The organism is Gilliamella sp. wkB171 (assembly GCF_001693755.1).
GTDB lineage: Bacteria > Pseudomonadota > Gammaproteobacteria > Enterobacterales > Orbaceae > Gilliamella > Gilliamella apicola_F.
Map to the genome: position 1 here is coordinate 46,909 of NZ_LYST01000055.1, position 17,970 is coordinate 64,878.

At 36.3% G+C, this 17,970-nt stretch carries 14 protein-coding genes and 1 tRNA gene; 8 read left to right on the top strand and 7 right to left on the bottom strand.

Annotated features, from left to right (window positions below; all coding sequences use genetic code 11):
- Window positions 1–16: 16 nt before the first annotated feature.
- Window positions 17–1,678 carry a DNA repair protein RecN gene (recN, locus tag A9G03_RS11380; protein ID WP_065799262.1) on the bottom strand — a complete coding sequence of 554 codons (1,662 nt, stop codon included), beginning with the start codon at window positions 1,676–1,678 and terminating at the stop codon, window positions 17–19.
- A gap of 262 nt (window positions 1,679–1,940) precedes the next feature.
- Window positions 1,941–3,293: an Nramp family divalent metal transporter gene (locus A9G03_RS11385; RefSeq protein ID WP_065799263.1), complete on the bottom strand. Its 1,353-nt coding sequence runs from the start codon at window positions 3,291–3,293 to the stop codon at window positions 1,941–1,943.
- A 407-nt stretch (window positions 3,294–3,700) separates the two neighbouring features.
- On the opposite strand from A9G03_RS11385, the gene A9G03_RS11390 reads away from it, so the two are divergent.
- The 3 genes from A9G03_RS11390 (at window position 3,701) to metF (ending at window position 7,695) form a co-directional block, all read left to right on the top strand.
- Window positions 3,701–4,252: a YagU family protein gene (locus A9G03_RS11390; protein ID WP_065633762.1), complete on the top strand. Its 552-nt coding sequence runs from the start codon at window positions 3,701–3,703 to the stop codon at window positions 4,250–4,252.
- Window positions 4,253–4,435: 183 nt separating this feature from the next.
- Window positions 4,436–6,709, top strand: coding sequence for a 5-methyltetrahydropteroyltriglutamate--homocysteine S-methyltransferase (gene metE / locus A9G03_RS11395; RefSeq protein ID WP_065799264.1), 2,274 nt, complete (start codon window positions 4,436–4,438; stop codon window positions 6,707–6,709).
- 110 nt (window positions 6,710–6,819) lie between these two features.
- Window positions 6,820–7,695 (top strand): methylenetetrahydrofolate reductase [NAD(P)H], encoded by an 876-nt coding sequence (gene metF / locus A9G03_RS11400; RefSeq protein WP_065633764.1) that lies wholly within the window; start codon window positions 6,820–6,822, stop codon window positions 7,693–7,695.
- A 23-nt stretch (window positions 7,696–7,718) separates the two neighbouring features.
- Here metF and A9G03_RS11405 read toward each other — a convergent pair.
- A tRNA-Met gene (locus A9G03_RS11405) sits at window positions 7,719–7,795 on the bottom strand.
- Window positions 7,796–8,014: 219 nt separating this feature from the next.
- On the opposite strand from A9G03_RS11405, the gene A9G03_RS11410 reads away from it, so the two are divergent.
- Both A9G03_RS11410 and A9G03_RS11415 read left to right on the top strand, forming a co-directional pair.
- Window positions 8,015–8,434, top strand: coding sequence for a GFA family protein (locus A9G03_RS11410; protein WP_065633765.1), 420 nt, complete (start codon window positions 8,015–8,017; stop codon window positions 8,432–8,434).
- A gap of 125 nt (window positions 8,435–8,559) precedes the next feature.
- Window positions 8,560–9,057 (top strand): NADAR family protein, encoded by a 498-nt coding sequence (locus A9G03_RS11415; RefSeq protein ID WP_065633766.1) that lies wholly within the window; start codon window positions 8,560–8,562, stop codon window positions 9,055–9,057.
- Window positions 9,058–9,100: 43 nt separating this feature from the next.
- On the opposite strand, the gene A9G03_RS11420 is transcribed toward A9G03_RS11415, so the two are convergent.
- Genes A9G03_RS11420 through carA form a run of 3 tightly spaced genes read right to left on the bottom strand, consistent with a single transcriptional unit; the run spans window position 9,101 to window position 14,366 of the window.
- A complete protein-coding gene (locus A9G03_RS11420; RefSeq protein WP_065633767.1) occupies window positions 9,101–9,946 on the bottom strand; it encodes a fumarylacetoacetate hydrolase family protein in 846 nt (281 codons plus the stop codon).
- 42 nt (window positions 9,947–9,988) lie between these two features.
- Entirely contained in the window at window positions 9,989–13,204 is a 3,216-nt protein-coding gene (carB, locus tag A9G03_RS11425) for a carbamoyl-phosphate synthase large subunit (RefSeq protein ID WP_065799265.1), read from the bottom strand.
- A 1-nt stretch (window position 13,205) separates the two neighbouring features.
- Entirely contained in the window at window positions 13,206–14,366 is a 1,161-nt protein-coding gene (carA, locus tag A9G03_RS11430; RefSeq protein ID WP_065799266.1) for a glutamine-hydrolyzing carbamoyl-phosphate synthase small subunit, read from the bottom strand.
- A 267-nt stretch (window positions 14,367–14,633) separates the two neighbouring features.
- Between carA and argF the strand changes: the two genes are divergently transcribed.
- Both argF and A9G03_RS11440 read left to right on the top strand, forming a co-directional pair.
- On the top strand, window positions 14,634–15,644 hold the full coding sequence (argF, locus tag A9G03_RS11435) for an ornithine carbamoyltransferase (protein ID WP_065799267.1): 1,011 nt from the start codon (window positions 14,634–14,636) through the stop codon (window positions 15,642–15,644).
- Window positions 15,645–15,738: 94 nt separating this feature from the next.
- Entirely contained in the window at window positions 15,739–16,242 is a 504-nt protein-coding gene (locus A9G03_RS11440; RefSeq protein WP_065799268.1) for a phosphatidylglycerophosphatase A family protein, read from the top strand.
- A 107-nt stretch (window positions 16,243–16,349) separates the two neighbouring features.
- On the opposite strand, the gene nadK is transcribed toward A9G03_RS11440, so the two are convergent.
- Window positions 16,350–17,228, bottom strand: coding sequence for an NAD(+) kinase (nadK, locus tag A9G03_RS11445; protein ID WP_065633772.1), 879 nt, complete (start codon window positions 17,226–17,228; stop codon window positions 16,350–16,352).
- A gap of 153 nt (window positions 17,229–17,381) precedes the next feature.
- Here nadK and grpE point away from each other — a divergent pair, with 153 nt between their 5' ends.
- Window positions 17,382–17,966: a nucleotide exchange factor GrpE gene (gene grpE, locus A9G03_RS11450; RefSeq protein WP_065799269.1), complete on the top strand. Its 585-nt coding sequence runs from the start codon at window positions 17,382–17,384 to the stop codon at window positions 17,964–17,966.
- Window positions 17,967–17,970 lie beyond the last annotated feature (4 nt).

Below are 17,970 nucleotides of genomic sequence, written 5' to 3' on the forward strand. Positions count from 1 at the left end.
TATTACCACAATTCAGTTAGATAATAAGTAACTCTTTCGCATTGGCTAACGTTGCATCAGTGATTTTATCACCGCCTAATAATCGAGCGAGTTCATTTAAACGGCCATTATTATCTAATTTTTGCATGTCGGTTGAAGTCTGTTTTCCCTTTGTTTGCTTACTAACAAAATAGTGTTGATTAGCCTGCCCGGCGACTTGTGGTAAATGTGTGACAGTTATCACTTGTGTTGACTCGCCAAGTTGCCTTAATAATTGACCCACTTTAGCCGCAGTCGGTCCACTAATCCCAACGTCAATTTCATCAAATATTAGCGCAGGTGTTTCCATTTTTTGTGCAGTTAAAACCTGAATAGCAAGTGCGATACGTGATAACTCTCCGCCTGATGCTACCTTAGCTAAAGGTTGTGCTTGTTGTCCTGCATTTGTCGTCACTAAAAAAGTGACTAAGTCCGAACCATCTTCAGTTAAACGATTTTCATCATAAGCAATTTCAATGCTTAATTGTCCATTTGGCATAGATAACTCATGCATCAATGCTGTTACTTTTTTAGCTAGGGTTTTACTTACAGTTAATCGTTTTTGATGTAGCTTTTCTGCAAGTTCAATGGCGATTTGATGATATTTTTTAATATCCGCTTTTAGTTGTTCACTTTGCTCATCTTGCTGGTTAATTTGTTTAAATTCGGCCAATAACTGTTGGTGTAATTCTGGTAGTGCTTCAGGCGCTACATGATGTTTACGAGCCAACGCTATTTGTTTTGATAGGCGTTGTTCAAGTTGCATAACCCGAGCTGGATCAAGATCTAGATTTTCACTGTAATGACGCAGCTCATAGCTTGCTTCTTTAATCTGAATGGACGCCTCTTCTAACATGGTATAAATATTATTTAGCGTTGGATCGAGTTCAGTTAACTGCTGAACGCTATTTTTGACACTACTGAGCAAATTGCTCACATTGTAATCATCGGCTTCGTCTAATAGCATAACTGATTGTTGACTTAGATTAATCAGTTGTTCGCTATTAGATAATCGTTTGTATTCTTCGTCTATTTGTTGGTATTCACCTTCAATTGGCGAAAACTCATTTAACTCTTTAAGTTGATATTGTAACAGTTGCATATGAGCATCACGTTCTTGGCGTGATGTTTCATATTGTTGATAAGCTTGTCGAGCGACTTTCCATTGTTTGTGAGCTTGTTGCATTTGTGCAAGTAATATTGGCTCATTCATATAATGATTTAATAGAAGTTGCTGATAGTCACTACGTAGCAAACGTTGATGTTCATGTTGTCCATGAATTTGAATTAACATTTGCCCTAAATCTTTTAATTGTGAAATAGGAACCGTTCGCCCGTTTATAAATGCTTTAGAACGGCCATCTTGGTTAATTACTCTTCGTAATATACATTCATTACCTTCATCAAGTTGATTTTCAGTAAGCCAATTAAAAGCGGCTGGTGTATCATCAAGTACAAAACAAGCAGAAATATCAACACGTTCTGCGCCATAGCGAATGGATGAAGCATCAGAACGATTACCTAAACACAACCCTAATGCATCAATAGCAATAGATTTACCGGCACCTGTTTCACCCGTTATTGCTGTCATACCTAAGGTAAAGTCAACCAGTAGCTGATCAACAATAGCAAAATTATTAATAGTTAATTGCGTTATCATAATAATGAATACATAAGACTAGTTATAATGTAGGCAGTATAACAGTAAAAACACTGTAAATAAATACAGTTTTTTGGTGAAATAAAGATGTGTAATTAATTAGTTAGTCAACAATGCATGCTAAGCTTTATTTTAATTGCTTTTGGGCTGTTTATGTTATTGATAATGCTTTTTGGTAAAAAGTAAATGATCATTAATTAGTGGGATAAAATAGATAAAAAGCCATGAATAGTTGTCTATTTATGGCTTTAAAGTGATCTATTTAGAATAGTGAACTAATAACTTCATAAATTAACTGTAGGTTGAGTAGAACCAGTGCAATAGCCGCTAACCATCCTAATATGATAGTTAATTTGCAATTAACAAATTCGCCCATGATTTTTTTGTTGGAAGTGACCAACAATAAAGGAACCATTGATATAGGTAAGGCGATACTGAGAAATACTTGAGTATAGATTAATAAATTTTCAACAATGCTCTCTTTTTCACCCCATATATAGATGCATAAAATAACAGGGGCGACTGCTAATCCTCGGCTTATCATTCTACGAGCCCAAAGAGGAATAGATAGATTAATAAAACCTTCCATTACTATCTGTCCAGTAAGTGTGCCGGTTATTGTGGCGTTTTGACCCGATGCAAGTAAAGCAACAGCAAATAATGTTGCCATTATTGAACTGGCGACAGGTCCAACCATTTGCGGATTTTTTAAAGCGTCATAAAGCTGAGTAAAGCGACCAAGATTGTCAGGATCATTACCATAAAAAAGCGAAGCGCCAAGAATTAATAACAGACAATTGATAATAAATGAAAAAGATAATTGTATATTAGAGTCAATAGTTGCATATTTGATAGCATTTTTTAGGCTAGATGTTTTTGTTCTATTATATTTTCGAGTTTGGACAATCGATGAATGTAGATATAAATTATGAGGCATGACCGTTGCGCCAACAATACCTAGTGCAATCACTAATGCTGAGTCATGACCTTTAATTGATTGAGTAAAAATATCTATTTTAGGAATAAACCCATTAATTATGTCATTAAATTGAGGAGAGGCTCGTAAAACTTCGTAAGAAAAAATAATAAATATCGTTGCAATTAAGCAAAATACGATAGCTTCTATTTTTCTAAAACCAAATCTCATTAATATTAATAAAATGAAAACATCGAAGACTGTTAATAACACACCGATTAATAGCGGGATATCAAATAAAAGGTTTAATGCGACAGCGCTACCAATCACTTCTGCTATTTCTGTAGCGATAATTGCCAATTCAGTTGATATCCATAAACAAAAAGAAAATTTTTTGCCTACCATCGATTTTGTTGCTTGAGCAAGATCCATACCAGTGACTATGCCTATTTTGACGCACATCGCTTGCAAAAGCATAGCAATTAAACTCGATATTAATATGACTGACAGTAACAGATAACTATAAAGGGCGCCACCTTGTATAGAGGTGATCCAGTTACCCGGATCCATATAACCGACAGCAACTAATGCGCCAGGTCCTGAAAAAGCCCAGAGTTTTCGAAAAAAACCAGACTGAGGATCCGGAATTTGGACTGTATTATTGATTTCTTCAAGGCTTATTGTCGATGTTTTTAACATAACTAAGATCTCTACAGTAAAGTGTATGTTTTTATTATATTGATAATGAGAATCATTATCAAATAAAAATAACCTTTCATTTTATTAAGCCAGTTATCTATAGTATATAAATACTCGATTTAGCTCACAATGCATATTTTTATATTCGAATAATTTTTATTAATAACTAATATAATCCCTTTAATATACTTTTTAAATGCTTATAACTCTTATTGTAAGATTGATTTGTATTTTATTAATTATCAAATGGTTGCGTTAAATTTTAGTGGGTTAATTTTATGCAGGTTTATAAGGTTCCTCTCTTTTGTTAAAGAATTTTTGCCAACTAACTAAATTTTATTTTTTCGTGGATTAATGTGTAATATAATTTAAAAACATATTAACAATAATATTAGGAATTAATCTAAATGTTTGGAAATAAAACAAATCGGCAAATTATTATTTGGACCACACTTATTGGTGGGTTTATTAGTGCATTAGTAAAATGGGGCTCTGAAGTCAATATGCCGCCTCGCGTTCCTGGCGAAATTTCACCACCAGCAGCACATATTGATGCATGGCTTGGCTGGTTAGGTATTAACTCTCACTCTCTTGATTATGTCTATCAAACGGCGACAGTGTCAGGAGCGGTGACACTTTACCATTGGTTATTTAGTTTTGCTTTTGCCTTTGTGTATGTTTTTATCGCTTATTTTTGGAATAATATTCGTTTATGGTATGGTGCGTTTTACGGCATTATTATTACCGTTGCCATGCATGGATTTTTAATTCCATTACTCGGTTTTCGTCATCCTGCTTATGATCCAGAAGGAACAGTGGGTTGGTTATGGAATTTAAATGGTTATGAACTTTGGAGTGAAATTTTAGGTCACATCTATTGGGGCGTATCAATTGAAATTTGTATGATTGCTGTACTTGCTCATTTTTCAAGACCAATTCGTGGTGAATGGCGTAAGTAATTCGATAAAATAAAAACCAATCCCGCTATTGTGCTAATAGCGGGATTTTTTTTGCTGATAATTATATTTGTTATAGCTAAAAACTATATTAACCAATAAAAAAGTAGAATTATTCAATAACAATTTTTTTTGTTATCTTTTTAACCACTAAAGAAATGTGATTAAGATGAAAAGGAAACAAAAATGAATACTGCTGTTATTGGTTATCCTCGTGTTGGTAAACTTCGTGAACTTAAGTTTGCAACTGAAGCTTATTTTAAAGGCAATAAAACCCAAGCTGAATTATTAAACGAAGCAAAAGCGCTTCGTGCAGAGCACTTAAAACAACAAAGTGCACAAAAAATTGCTTATATCTCATCTAATGACTTTTCATTTTATGATGCGGTTTTAGATACCGCTTGTTTACTTAATGTGATTCCAAAGCGTTATCAAGATTTAGGTTTGCCTGAGCTTGATCGCTATTTTGCGATGGCGCGTGGCTATCAAGGTGACAAAGGCGATGTGCGAGCTTTAGCAATGAAAAAATGGTTCAATACCAATTATCATTATTTAGTGCCTGAAATTGAAGATTCAGTGCAAATTAAATTAGCTGGCAACAAACCATTTGATGAGTATCAAGAAGCAAAAGCACTCGGTATTCAAACTAAACCTGTTGTAGTTGGTCCATTAACCTTTTTTAAATTGGCTCAATATTTAGGTAATAAAAAAATCACTGACTTTAAAGCTGATATTATTAAAGCTTATCAGGATATTATTCAAAAATTTACGGCATTAGGTGCAGAGTGGATTCAAATTGATGAGCCAATTTTAGTCACTGATCTTAATCAAAATGATATCGCTTTATTTACTGAGCTTTATCAAGAAATCTTATCTGTCAAAGGCGCAACTAAAGTGGTTCTACAAACCTATTTTGGTGATGTACGTGATTGTTATAAAGAGTTAGTTGCTCTGCCATTCGATGGTATTGGTCTTGATTTTGTTGAAGGAAAACAATCATTAGCATTACTTGAAGCTAATGGTTTTCCAGCGAATAAAGTGTTATTTGCAGGTGTTGTTAATGGTAAAAACATCTGGAAAAATAATTATCAAAAAACGTTAGCTTTACTTGGTAAGATTAAACAAAAAGCGGCTAACATCGTTATTAATACTTCATGCTCATTATTACATGTACCTTATACGTTGCAGAATGAAACCAAACTAACCATTCAACAACGTGCTTACTTTGCTTTTGCTCAAGAAAAACTGCAAGAACTTGCAGAGTTGGGACAATTATTTAAAGAAGCTAATCCTGAAAATAATGCAGCTTATAAAGCAAATCAAACATTATTTACCCGTGAACGTGAAGGGGCAAATCATTCTGTACGTGAAAAAGTGGCTGCGTTAAAAGCGTCTGATTTTACCCGTTTACCGGAATTTTCAGTACGTGAGGCAACACAGAAGAAAGCCTTTAATTTACCACTATTGCCAACCACGACTATTGGTTCTTTCCCACAAACACCAGATGTGCGCGTAAATCGTGCAAAATTCAAAAAAGGTGAAATTTGTTTGAATGAATATACTGAGTTTAATAAGCAAAAAATTGCAGAATGTATCAAGCTTCAAGAAAAAATTGGTATTGATGTATTAGTTCACGGTGAATTTGAACGTAATGACATGGTGGAGTATTTTGGTGAAAGCTTAAATGGCTTTGTCTTTACCGAAAAAGCATGGGTTCAATCTTATGGTACTCGTTGTGTTAAGCCACCAATTGTATGGGGTGATATTTCACGTTCTAAACCGATTACGGTTGAATATTCAAAATATGCGCAAAGCCTTACTGATAAACCTGTTAAAGGTATGTTGACAGGACCTGTGACAATTCTTAACTGGTCATTCCCACGTGAAGATATTTCACAAAAAGAATCAGTATTCCAAATTGCGTTAGCCATAGGTGATGAAGTATTAGATCTTGAAGCTGCTGGTATTAAAATCATTCAAATTGATGAGGCCGCACTTAAAGAAAAATTACCATTACGTAAAGCGGATTGGAACAGTGAATACCTTGATTGGGCAATTCCATCATTTAGATTAGTACACAGCAAAGTACAAGCTGATACACAAATTCATACCCATATGTGTTATAGCGAATTTGCAGATATTATTAAAGATATCGACGCAATGGATGCCGATGTGATTTCGTTTGAAGCTTCACGCTCAAATCTACAATTGATTGATGTGCTTAAAGCTAATAACTTTAAAACAGAAGTTGGGCCTGGTGTATATGATATCCATTCACCACGTGTTCCGCCTGTTGCTGAAATTAAAGCAACCATTGAGAAATTACTAGCAAAAATTGACAAGCAAAAACTTTGGATCAATCCAGATTGTGGCTTAAAAACTCGAGGCGAAAAAGAAGTGGTTGAAAGCTTAGAGCATTTAGTACAAGCAACCTTAGAAGTTCGAAAAACACTTAATTAATACTCTGTTTGCCAAGTAAGGTCTCTTGGTTATACCTCAGATTCCGCCACCTTTTTTGGTGGCGGAAATGTCAGTAAGGACAATCGTTGTCACACGAATGGATGAAACAGATGAAAACAAATTTACTTTTTAATAAAAAAACGGTGTTCTCTTTTGAAGTTTTTCCACCCAAAAAAACATCACCATTAGAGACTATCTATAGCACATTACGTGAACTTGGCTATTTTAAGCCTGATTTTATCAGTGTTACATATGGAGCAGGCGGCAGCTTAAACGGCCAAACCACCATTGATATTGCGCATTCGGTTAAACACACTTATGGTATTGAGAGTGTTGCCCATTTACCGGGTATTAATTTTGATAAAGCTGAGATGAGTAAAATTTTACATGAGCTAAAATGTGCAGGTATTGATAATGTCTTAGCGTTACGTGGTGATATTAGTCCGAATGTACAACCCAAAAATGATTTTCGTTTTGCCAGCGAATTAGTATCGTTCATTAAAGAAAATGGGGATTTTAATATTATTGGCGCATGCTATCCAGAGGGACATCTTGAAGCAGCTACCCTTAAACAAGATCTGATTCATTTAAAAGAAAAGGTGAATGCAGGTACCGATCAGTTAATCTCACAGCTCTTTTTTGATAATGATTATTTCTATGCTTTTTTAGATAAAGCGCGTGATATGGGGATTAACGTACCAATTGAAGCAGGCATTATGCCGGTAACGAACAAAAATCAAATTGAACGTATGGTTTCAATGTGTGGTGTGAATCTACCGAAGAAGTTCAAACAGATGATGGAAAAATATGAACATCATCCTGATGCATTCCGTGATGCTGGTATTGCTTATGCTATCGATCAGATTGTGGATTTAGTTTCACAAAATGTTGACGGTATTCATTTGTATACAATGAACAATAGTTATATCGCTAGAAGAATCAGTGAAGCGGTATCAACGTTATTAGCAGTGCCAAAATCGGCTTAGAAAAGATAGATTAGACAGAAAATTGGTTGCGGGGGCTGGATTTGAACCAACGACCTTCGGGTTATGAGCCCGACGAGCTACCAAGCTGCTCCACCCCGCGTCAAAGAGGTGAGCTATAATATAGTAATAAAATAATAAAGCAATACCTTTTTGGTTTAACTGTCCTATATTTAAACATTATTAAGTAAATATAGGCTATCTCTTTACATAAATACACCTGTAATCTGAAATTTATTCACAACATAAGTTGTATTTTTAATTTATTTCCTGTTTTTATTGTTAGAATATTTACACAATTAATTAAATAATAGGATGAATTATGTCTAATCAATATCATGGATCATGTTTATGTGGAAAGGTTAAATTAACGGTACCTTTTAAAAATACCCAATTTAGTGCTTGTCATTGTAATACTTGTCGTAAATGGGGTGCGGGGCCATTTATGACATTAATGTATGATGGACAAATAGCGGTTGAAGGGCAAGAAAACATTAGTGTTTATAATTCATCTCAATGGGCAGAAAGAGCATTTTGTCAAGTATGTGGTACTCACCTTTATTATCATATGAAAGATACACAACACTATTATATTTCTACTTGGATTTTTGAAGATATTAACGATCTACAATTTACTACTGAAGTATTTATTGACAAAAAACCAACTTGCTATGCGTTTGCTAATCCTACCCATAAATTGACAGAGGCTGATATCTTAGCCATGGCTGCGGCTAATAAATAGTATAAAAAGTTAATTGTTAACTTAATTATCGATCATCAATAATTAGCCAATAAAATGCATTATTATGGTGTGGTTTTATTGGTTAATTTGACGATAAACTTATCTTTAAAAGGTGATGTTAATACATGAAACCAGTTGGAAAAAAGAAAATGATTTTCTTTTTTAGCCCAGATCATTACTTGTCACAATGGTATCCTTGTCGTTTTGTTATTGATGATATTGAGTTTACCAGTACCGAACAATGGATGATGTATGCTAAGGCAATGTTATTTCAAGATTTGGATTGTGCTAATGCTATTTTAGCGACGTCTTCTGCCAAAATGCAGAAAAATCTGGGTAAAAAGGTAACTAATTTTGATGATAATATTTGGAATATTCATAAAAAAGAGATAGTTTTTAAAGGGAATTTAGCTAAGTTTTCGCAAAATGCTGAGCTCAAAACCTATTTATTATCGACCAAAGGTAAAGTATTAGCAGAGGCAAGTCCATACGATAAAATTTGGGGAATAGGTTTAAGTATGGATGATGAGATGCGCTTTAATATGACTAAATGGCGAGGTCAAAACTTATTGGGTGAAGTTTTAATGCAAGTTAGGGAAGCATTAAAAGCATCAAAGCTTTAATGTTTTTTATTGGGTATTAAGCTCGTTATTGCAATAAACACAATTATTCACTGACAACTAAATGCTCTTGAATACCTAATTGGGCAATGCCTAAACGAACCTTTTGTCCTGCTTTCAAAAAGATTGGTTTAGGTTTAATACCAAGACCAACGCCAGCGGGTGTACCTGTTGCGATAATATCACCCGCTTGTAAACTCATAAATTGGCTGACATAACTTATGATCTGTTTAACATCAAAAATCATATTACTGGTATGACTGTGTTGATAGCGTTTGCCATCGACTTCTAACCATAATTCAAGATTTTGTGGATCTTTAATTTCGTCGGCTGTGACTAGCCAAGGTCCAATAGGGCCAAAACTATCGCAACCTTTACCTTTGTCCCAAGTTCCACCACGATTTTTTTGATAATCACGTTCAGAAACATCATTAACCACGCAATAACCAGCAACATAAGTTAATGCATCTTGCTCTTGAATATATTTACCTTCTTTGCCTATGATGATTCCTAGCTCTACTTCCCAATCGGTATGGGTTGAGCCTCGGGGTAATACAATATTATCATTAGCACCACTAATGGCACTGGTCCATTTATTGAAAATAACTGGTTCGTTAGGAATTGGCGCGCCAGTTTCTTTTGCATGATCGATATAGTTCAAACCAATACAGATAAATTTACCGACTTTACCAACACAAGGGGCAATACGCTCAGGACGATTAACTATTGGTAGCGTATCAATATCCATTTGGCTAATTTTTGTTAGCACATTATCGGCTAATGTTTGTGCATCAATATCGGCAATTACTGCACTTAGATCGCGCAGTTGATCTTGGTCATCTAAGATGGCTGGTTTCTCATTTCCTTTCAAACCATAACGCAGTAATCGCATATTACTCCCCCTATCATTTTACAGGCTGATTTTGCCCAAAACTTATTGGTACAGTGCTTGTAATGGTATAACGGTTTTTGCCGGATCGCAATCGAGAGCAGCGGTGGTGGCATAGGCTGCATTCATCGTTGTATCGTAGTGTACTTTATATTGTATTGCACTTCGACGCAGGATTTTTGATGCTTCAATGGCTGCGCGTCCCGAAGTGGTATTAAGAATATAACTATATTCACCATTTTTAATGTGGTCATGAATATTGGGTCGACCTTCGTTCTCTTTTTTTACGATTTGACAAGCAATACCGGCTTGTTGCAATATTTTAGCTGTGCCGGTAGTGGCATCAATTGTAAAGCCATGAGCAACAAGTCGATTAGCTACTTGGAGTAGGCGAGTTTTATCTTGATCACGAACTGATAAGAGCGCTTTCCCCGATTTTTTCATATTTGATAAACTACCCAACTGTGCTTTAGCAAAGGCTTCGGCAAAGGTTTTTCCAATTCCCATTACTTCACCTGTGGATCGCATTTCAGGCCCTAAAATGGGGTCAACGCCGCTAAATTTATTAAACGGTAATACCACCTCTTTAACCGAAAAGTAAGGAGGAATGACTTCCTTAGTGATATTTTGTTTAGCAAGTGATTGTCCTGTCATTACTCTAGCTGCAATTTTTGCTAAGGGCAAACCGGTAGCTTTCGATACAAATGGTACTGTACGTGCGGCTCGAGGATTGATTTCAATCAGATACACATCATTATTTTTAATCGCAAATTGACCGTTCATCAAACCTTTAACATTAAGTTCCTGTGCTAGTTGTTTGGCTTGCTTGCGTAATTTATCTAAAATTTCTGGACTGAGAGTATACGTTGGTAATGAACAAGCAGAATCTCCCGAGTGAATGCCGGCTTGTTCAATATGTTCCATAATGCCACCAATTACAATTTGTTCACCGTCGGCAATCACATCAATATCAACTTCAATGGCATCATCTAAAAAGTGATCAAGTAATACCGGTGCATTATTAGACTCATTGACCGCAGTTTTAAAATAACGCCGTAGATCTTGTTCGTTATAGACAATTTCCATTGCTCGTCCACCTAAAACATAAGATGGCCTAACCACTAAGGGATAACCAATCTGTTCGGCCTTAATCACCGCATCTTCAATATCGGTAACAGTAGCATTAACGGGCTGTTTTAATTTTAATTTTTCAACAATAGCTTGAAAGCGTTTTCGGTCTTCCGCTTTATCGATCGAATCAGGTGAGGTACCAATAATCGGTATGCCAGCCGCTTCAAGCGCACGAGCCAATTTTAAAGGTGTCTGTCCGCCATACTGCACAATAACCCCATTTGGTTTTTCTACATAAGCAATTTCTAATACATCTTCAAGCGTGACAGGCTCAAAATAGAGTCGATCTGAAGTATCATAATCGGTTGATACCGTTTCGGGATTGCAATTCACCATGATCGTTTCATAACCATCTTCACGTAGCGCCAGCGCTGCATGCACGCAACAGTAATCAAACTCAATTCCTTGCCCAATTCGATTCGGTCCACCACCTAATATCATGATTTTAGGACGATTAAATTGTGGCTTAGCTTCACACTCTTGCTCATAAGTTGAGTAAAGATAAGCGGTGTCGGTTGCAAACTCAGCGGCACAAGTATCAACGCGTTTATAAACCGGATGAATATCGTATTGGTTTCGTCGATCACGAACGTCTTGCTCTTTGACATTTAGTAGTTTAGCGATACGTAAATCTGAAAAACCTTTACGCTTAAGTTGCCATAATGATTCTGAATTAAGGCTAGCTAATGATTGTGATTTTAGTTGGTTTTCAAGGCTAATAAGTTCTTCAATCTGCACTAAAAACCAGCGATCGATATTTGTTAGTGTGAAGATTTCATCTAAACTAAAGCCTGCTCGAAAAGCATCTGCGATATACCAAATGCGTTCAGCGCCCGCTTCTTGCAGTTCATACCGTATTTTGCTGAGATTTTTTTCATCATCATAATTTTCAATTTTCGGATCAAAACCACACGCACCGACTTCAAGCCCTCGTAGTGCCTTTTGTAATGATTCTTGAAAAGTTCGACCAATGGCCATCACTTCGCCCACTGATTTCATTTGGGTCGTTAAACGGTCATTACATCCGGCAAATTTTTCGAAGTTAAAGCGAGGTATTTTTGTCACAACATAATCGATAGACGGCTCAAATGACGCAGGTGTTTTACCGCCAGTAATATCATTGGAAAGTTCATCAAGCGTATAACCAACCGCTAACTTAGCGGCGATTTTGGCAATAGGAAAGCCAGTTGCTTTCGATGCTAGTGCAGATGAGCGTGATACACGTGGGTTCATTTCGATAACAATAAGTCGCCCTGTTTTAGGATCGACCGAAAATTGTACATTTGAGCCGCCGGTTTCGACACCGATTTCACGCAGTACCGCAATCGACGCATTACGCATGATTTGGTATTCTTTATCGGTCAAGGTTTGAGCAGGAGCAACAGTAATAGAGTCACCCGTATGGATGCCCATAGGATCAAAATTTTCGATCGAACAAACAATAATACAGTTATCATTTTTGTCTCGAACAACTTCCATTTCATACTCTTTCCAACCTATTAAAGATTCATCAATCAATAGTTCATTGGTGGGAGAAAGATCCAATCCTCGAGCACAAATCTCTTCAAACTCTTCGGTGTTATAGGCGATACCACCGCCAGTTCCACCCATCGTAAATGAAGGACGAATAATGCAAGGAAAGCCAACTTGTTCAAGTACGGCATAAGCCTCTTTTAATGAGTGTGCAATACCTGAACGTGCTGTATCAAGTCCTATTTTTTTCATTGCTTGGTCAAAGCGCTTACGATCTTCAGCTTTATCGATAGCATCAGCGGTGGCACCGATCATTTCAACATTAAATTGCTTTAAAATACCCTGCTTTTCAAGCTCTAAAGCGCAGTTTAGTGCCGTTTGCCCACCCATAGTTGGTAAAATGGCGTCAGGCCTTTCTTGTTCGATGATTTTGGCAACGGTTGACCAGTGAATAGGTTCTATATAGGTGGCATCGGCCATCTCTGGATCTGTCATAATGGTTGCCGGATTGGAATTGACTAAAATAACGCGATAACCTTCTTCACGTAGGGCTTTGCAGGCTTGAGCGCCTGAATAATCAAATTCACAAGCTTGACCAATAACAATTGGACCAGCGCCAATAATTAAAATCGATTTGATATCTGTTCGCTTAGCCATGTTATTGCTCCTGCTTATAAATTTTTATTAATTCAATAAAGTGATCAAAAAGGGGTGCGGCATCATGGGGGCCAGGGCTTGCTTCAGGATGGCCTTGAAAGCTAAAAGCCGGTTTTTGATTGTGATGAATACCTTGCAATGAATCATCAAATAAAGATTTATGTGTAGCGCGCAAATTGCTCGGTAAACTGGCTTCATCGACAGCAAAACCATGATTTTGTGCAGTGATCATGACGCGATTATTTTCTAAATCTTTAACGGGATGATTACCGCCATGATGTCCAAATTTCATTTTTATGGTTTTTGCACCACACGCCAGTGCTAACAGTTGATGACCTAAGCAGATACCAAAGATAGGAATATTAGTGGTTAAAAATGCCTTAATTGCATCTATAGCATAAGTACAGGGGGCGGGATCACCAGGACCATTTGATAGGAATATGCCATCTGGGTTTAGTGCTAATACTTCAGTTGCGGGTGTTTTGGCTGGTACTACTGTTAATTTACATCCTCGCTCAACTAACATTCGTAAAATATTTCGCTTTACGCCAAAATCATAAGCAACAACATGCAAAGGTAGCGTGTTCTCAGCTTTCGGCATAGGACTTTCATTCTCTCTTGTCCATATACTTTGTGTCCAGATATAGCTTTTTGTGCAAGTCACTTCTTTTGCTAAATCTAATCCTGATAATCCTTTAAAATTTATTGCTTGTTGCTTGGCCGCTTGTGCATTATCCAATAAGGTTTGTTTATTTGTTGCTGTTATGATTACGCCATGTTGTGCACCTTTTTCACGCAATATTCTGGTTAAACGACGGGTATCGATATCTGCAATAGCAATGACATTATGCTTTTTTAAATAGCTTGAAAGATCAAGCTCACTACGGTAATTGCTGGTTATTAGGGGCAAATCACGAATGATTAAACCTTTAGCATAAACTTGACTAGATTCGGCATCGGCATCATTCGTACCGACATTACCAATGTGTGGATAAGTTAAGGTAACGATTTGCTCGCAATAAGAGGGATCAGTTAGGATTTCTTGATAGCCAGTCATTGATGTATTAAAAACGACTTCGCCAACTGTTTGTCCGTCAGCGCCGATTGATTTACCAATAAATGTTGAACCATCTTGTAACATAAGGAGGGCATAAGTTTGCATAATTAAAAAGACCTTTTGAATAAAAATATATTTAAATTGAATAAAAATTCAATCTTGCTTATCTTTCCATATACAGCACTCGGCTAGTTTATTACAATATTTTAAATAAAAAAAGTATTATTATTAAAAATAACTAAATAATAATGTCTAATTTTTGAGATTTTAGTTGGGTTTTGGGGGTTGTTATTGATTTTTGAAAAATTGGCTTGAAAGTGAATAATTATTCAAATAAAATTATTTAAATCATGATAACTAAAGGGGTATTGCATGTACGGGTTTTATCAGCGCCATTTCTTAAGATTACTCGATTTCACACCAGCAGAAATTAATCAATTAATTAATCTTGCTATTGAATTAAAACAGGCTAAGTACCAAGGAGCGGAAAAAAAACATTTATCAGGTAAAAATATCGCTTTAATTTTTGAAAAAGACTCTACTCGTACCCGCTGTGCATTTGAAGTTGGTGCTTACGATCAAGGTGCACAAGTGACTTATTTGGGACCAAGTGGTAGTCAAATTGGTCATAAAGAGTCGATTGCTGATACTGCACGAGTGCTTGGTCGAATGTATGACGGTATTGAATATCGAGGTTATGGGCAAGATATTGTTGAAACCTTAGCAAAATATGCTGGTGTGCCAGTTTGGAATGGTTTAACTACCGAAGCGCATCCAACCCAAATCCTTGCTGACTTTATGACCATGCAAGAGCATATTGGAAATCGAGCTTTAAATAGTGTTAAATTTGCTTACTTGGGGGATGCACGTAATAATATGGGCAACTCATTAATGGAAGGCGCGGCATTAATGGGAATGGAAATTCGCCTTGTTGCGCCGAAAGCTTGCCAACCTGAAGCTGAATTGGTGCAAAAATGCCAAGCGATAGCCAAAACCACTGGTGCTAAAATTATCTTAACAGAAGATGTTGCCGAAGGTGTAAAAGATGTTGATTTCCTTTATACCGATGTTTGGGTATCAATGGGCGAACCGAAAGAAGTATGGGATGAGCGAGTAAAATTATTAACCCCATACCAAGTCAACCAAAATGTGATCAAATTAACTGGCAACCCTAAAGTTAAATTTATGCATTGCCTACCAGCTTTTCATGATATGAATACGACTGTGGGTAAACAGATGGCTGCTCAATATGGTTTGAAAAATGGCTTAGAAGTGACAGATGAAGTTTTTGAATCCGAGCATAGTATTGTTTTTGATGAAGCTGAAAACCGACTACACACCATTAAAGCCGTCATGGTTGCAACCTTAACTAAAGACGAATAATATACCTATCTGGACTTAATGCTTATAAGGCATTAGCTTTTTATGATTTGCCGACTTTAGTCGGCAAAATTTTATCAATAAGAATCACGAAATAATGACTAAACAAGATCGCAATAAAGATTTTAAAAAATACCTAAAACTTACCAATCCAATCCATTTTTTAGCGGTCGGGCTAGGCAGTGGTTTATCGCCTATTATGCCAGGAACCACGGGCTCATTAATGGCAATTCCATGTTGGTTATTATTTAATGGCTTGCAACCCATTTTATACTGGGTATTGATGGTTGTTGCCTTTATATTTGGTTGTTTTTTATGTCAAAAAACATCTGATGATACGCATACTCATGATTCGGGACATATCGTTTGGGATGAGTTTGTCGGCATGTGGATAACCTTATTTTTTATTCCACAAGTTTCTATTCTCTGGGTCATGATTGCTTTTGTTGCATTTAGAATATTTGATATGGCAAAACCGTGGCCTATTCGTTGGTTTGATAAGCGTGTACCAGGTGGATTTGGGATTATGGTCGATGACGTTATCGCCGCTATTTTTTCATCTATTACTGTTTATCTATTAACTTATCTGATTAACTGCTGATTTAAAAACAATATTGTTTTGCTTTCTTTTATTCTCGCTTGTTTTTATCTTAACAAGCGAGTTGTCTTGCATAACGATGTTAGCTAAAAAAGGGCCATTTAAATTGGCTAATACATTTTTTGTGACCAGCCAAGTTTAGTTGAAAGATTATTAAAGTAATCATAGTCTTTAGAGTGAATTAGGTTAAATTCATACTCTGAACGACGAATAATCACATCCTGACTTGGTTTCACCGGTAAAATTATTTGACTGTCACAGGCGATATTTAGATCGAGTGCGGTGGTTGGAAATTTAAGGTGAATAGGGTTGTCACTTTTAATAACTAATGGCCTAACTGCTAATGAATGCGGAAACATAGGTGTAATAATTAAAGCATCTAAATGCGGAGCTAAAATAGGTCCGCCGGCAGATAAAGAATAGGCTGTTGAGCCAGTTGGTGTGGCAATAATTAAGCCATCAGCCCGCTGTGAAAAGGCATTACGTTCATTGATGTAGACATCATAATCAATCATATGCGCAACGGTATTTGGCGTAACGACAATTTCATTAACGGCAAAACCAGAATTGATTAATTTGCCATTATCATAAATAGAGACTTCGACTAAAAAGCGAGGATCGTCATCATATTCACCTGCAATCACAGGGCTTAACTGCTCGATCACTTTTTCATGTGAAATATCGGTTAAAAAACCCAGATTGCCACGATTGACGCCAATTACCTTAATTTTATAGTGTGATAAGCAACGTGCTGAGCGCAACATATTACCATCGCCCCCTACCACGATAGCCAAATCTGCCTGCTCACCGATTTTATCTAGTGAAGCATAAACTTTGGCTGGGAATTTAATATATTCCGCTAATCGGTCTTCAACTAAAACCTCAATTCCCAATTTAACCAGCCAATCATAGAGTACGCTATGTGTTTCGATTGCCTCAAGTTTTCTTGGAATGCCAATTAAGCCAATACATTTAAATGGTGCACTCATAGAATATCCTTGTTATTGTTAGATATAAATTGCTGTATTTTTTTATAACAGTCAAAAAAATATCTATCAACTTATTGTTAAGCTTGTAATAATAAAATTTGTCCCCATAATAACCGTTATTAACTAAGTTTTCGACTACATTTGGAGTACCGTATGACAGAGCAAGATAAGAATATGTCAGAAAATGAATCTAACATTGATACCGCAACTGAATCATCAACCGAGCAAGCTACACAAGCTCAACCTAATGTTGATGAGCAATTAAAAGCGAAAGATGCACGAATTGCCGAGCTTGAACAAGAATTACAAATTGCTAAAAAGAATGAAAGCGAAGCCATGATTCGTGCTCGTGCCGAGATCGACAACGTGCGCAAACGTGTAGAGCAAGATGTTGATAAAGCCCGTAAATTTGCGCTTGAAAAGTTTTCGAATGAATTATTACCTGTCATTGATAATCTAGAACGTGCTTTAGAATCAACTGATAAGGATAATCCACAGCATCAAGCAACGGTTGAAGGTTTAGAGCTGACCTTAAAATCATTTTTAGATACCGTGAAAAAATTTGGTATTGAAGTGATTAACACCCAAGATTCACAATTAAATCCAGACTTACATCAAGCGATTAGTATGGTTGAGTCACCTGAACATCAATCAGGTCAAATCGTAAATACTATTCAAAAAGGTTATACGTTAAATGGTCGATTAATTCGTCCAGCTATGGTAATTGTTGCTAAATAAAGTA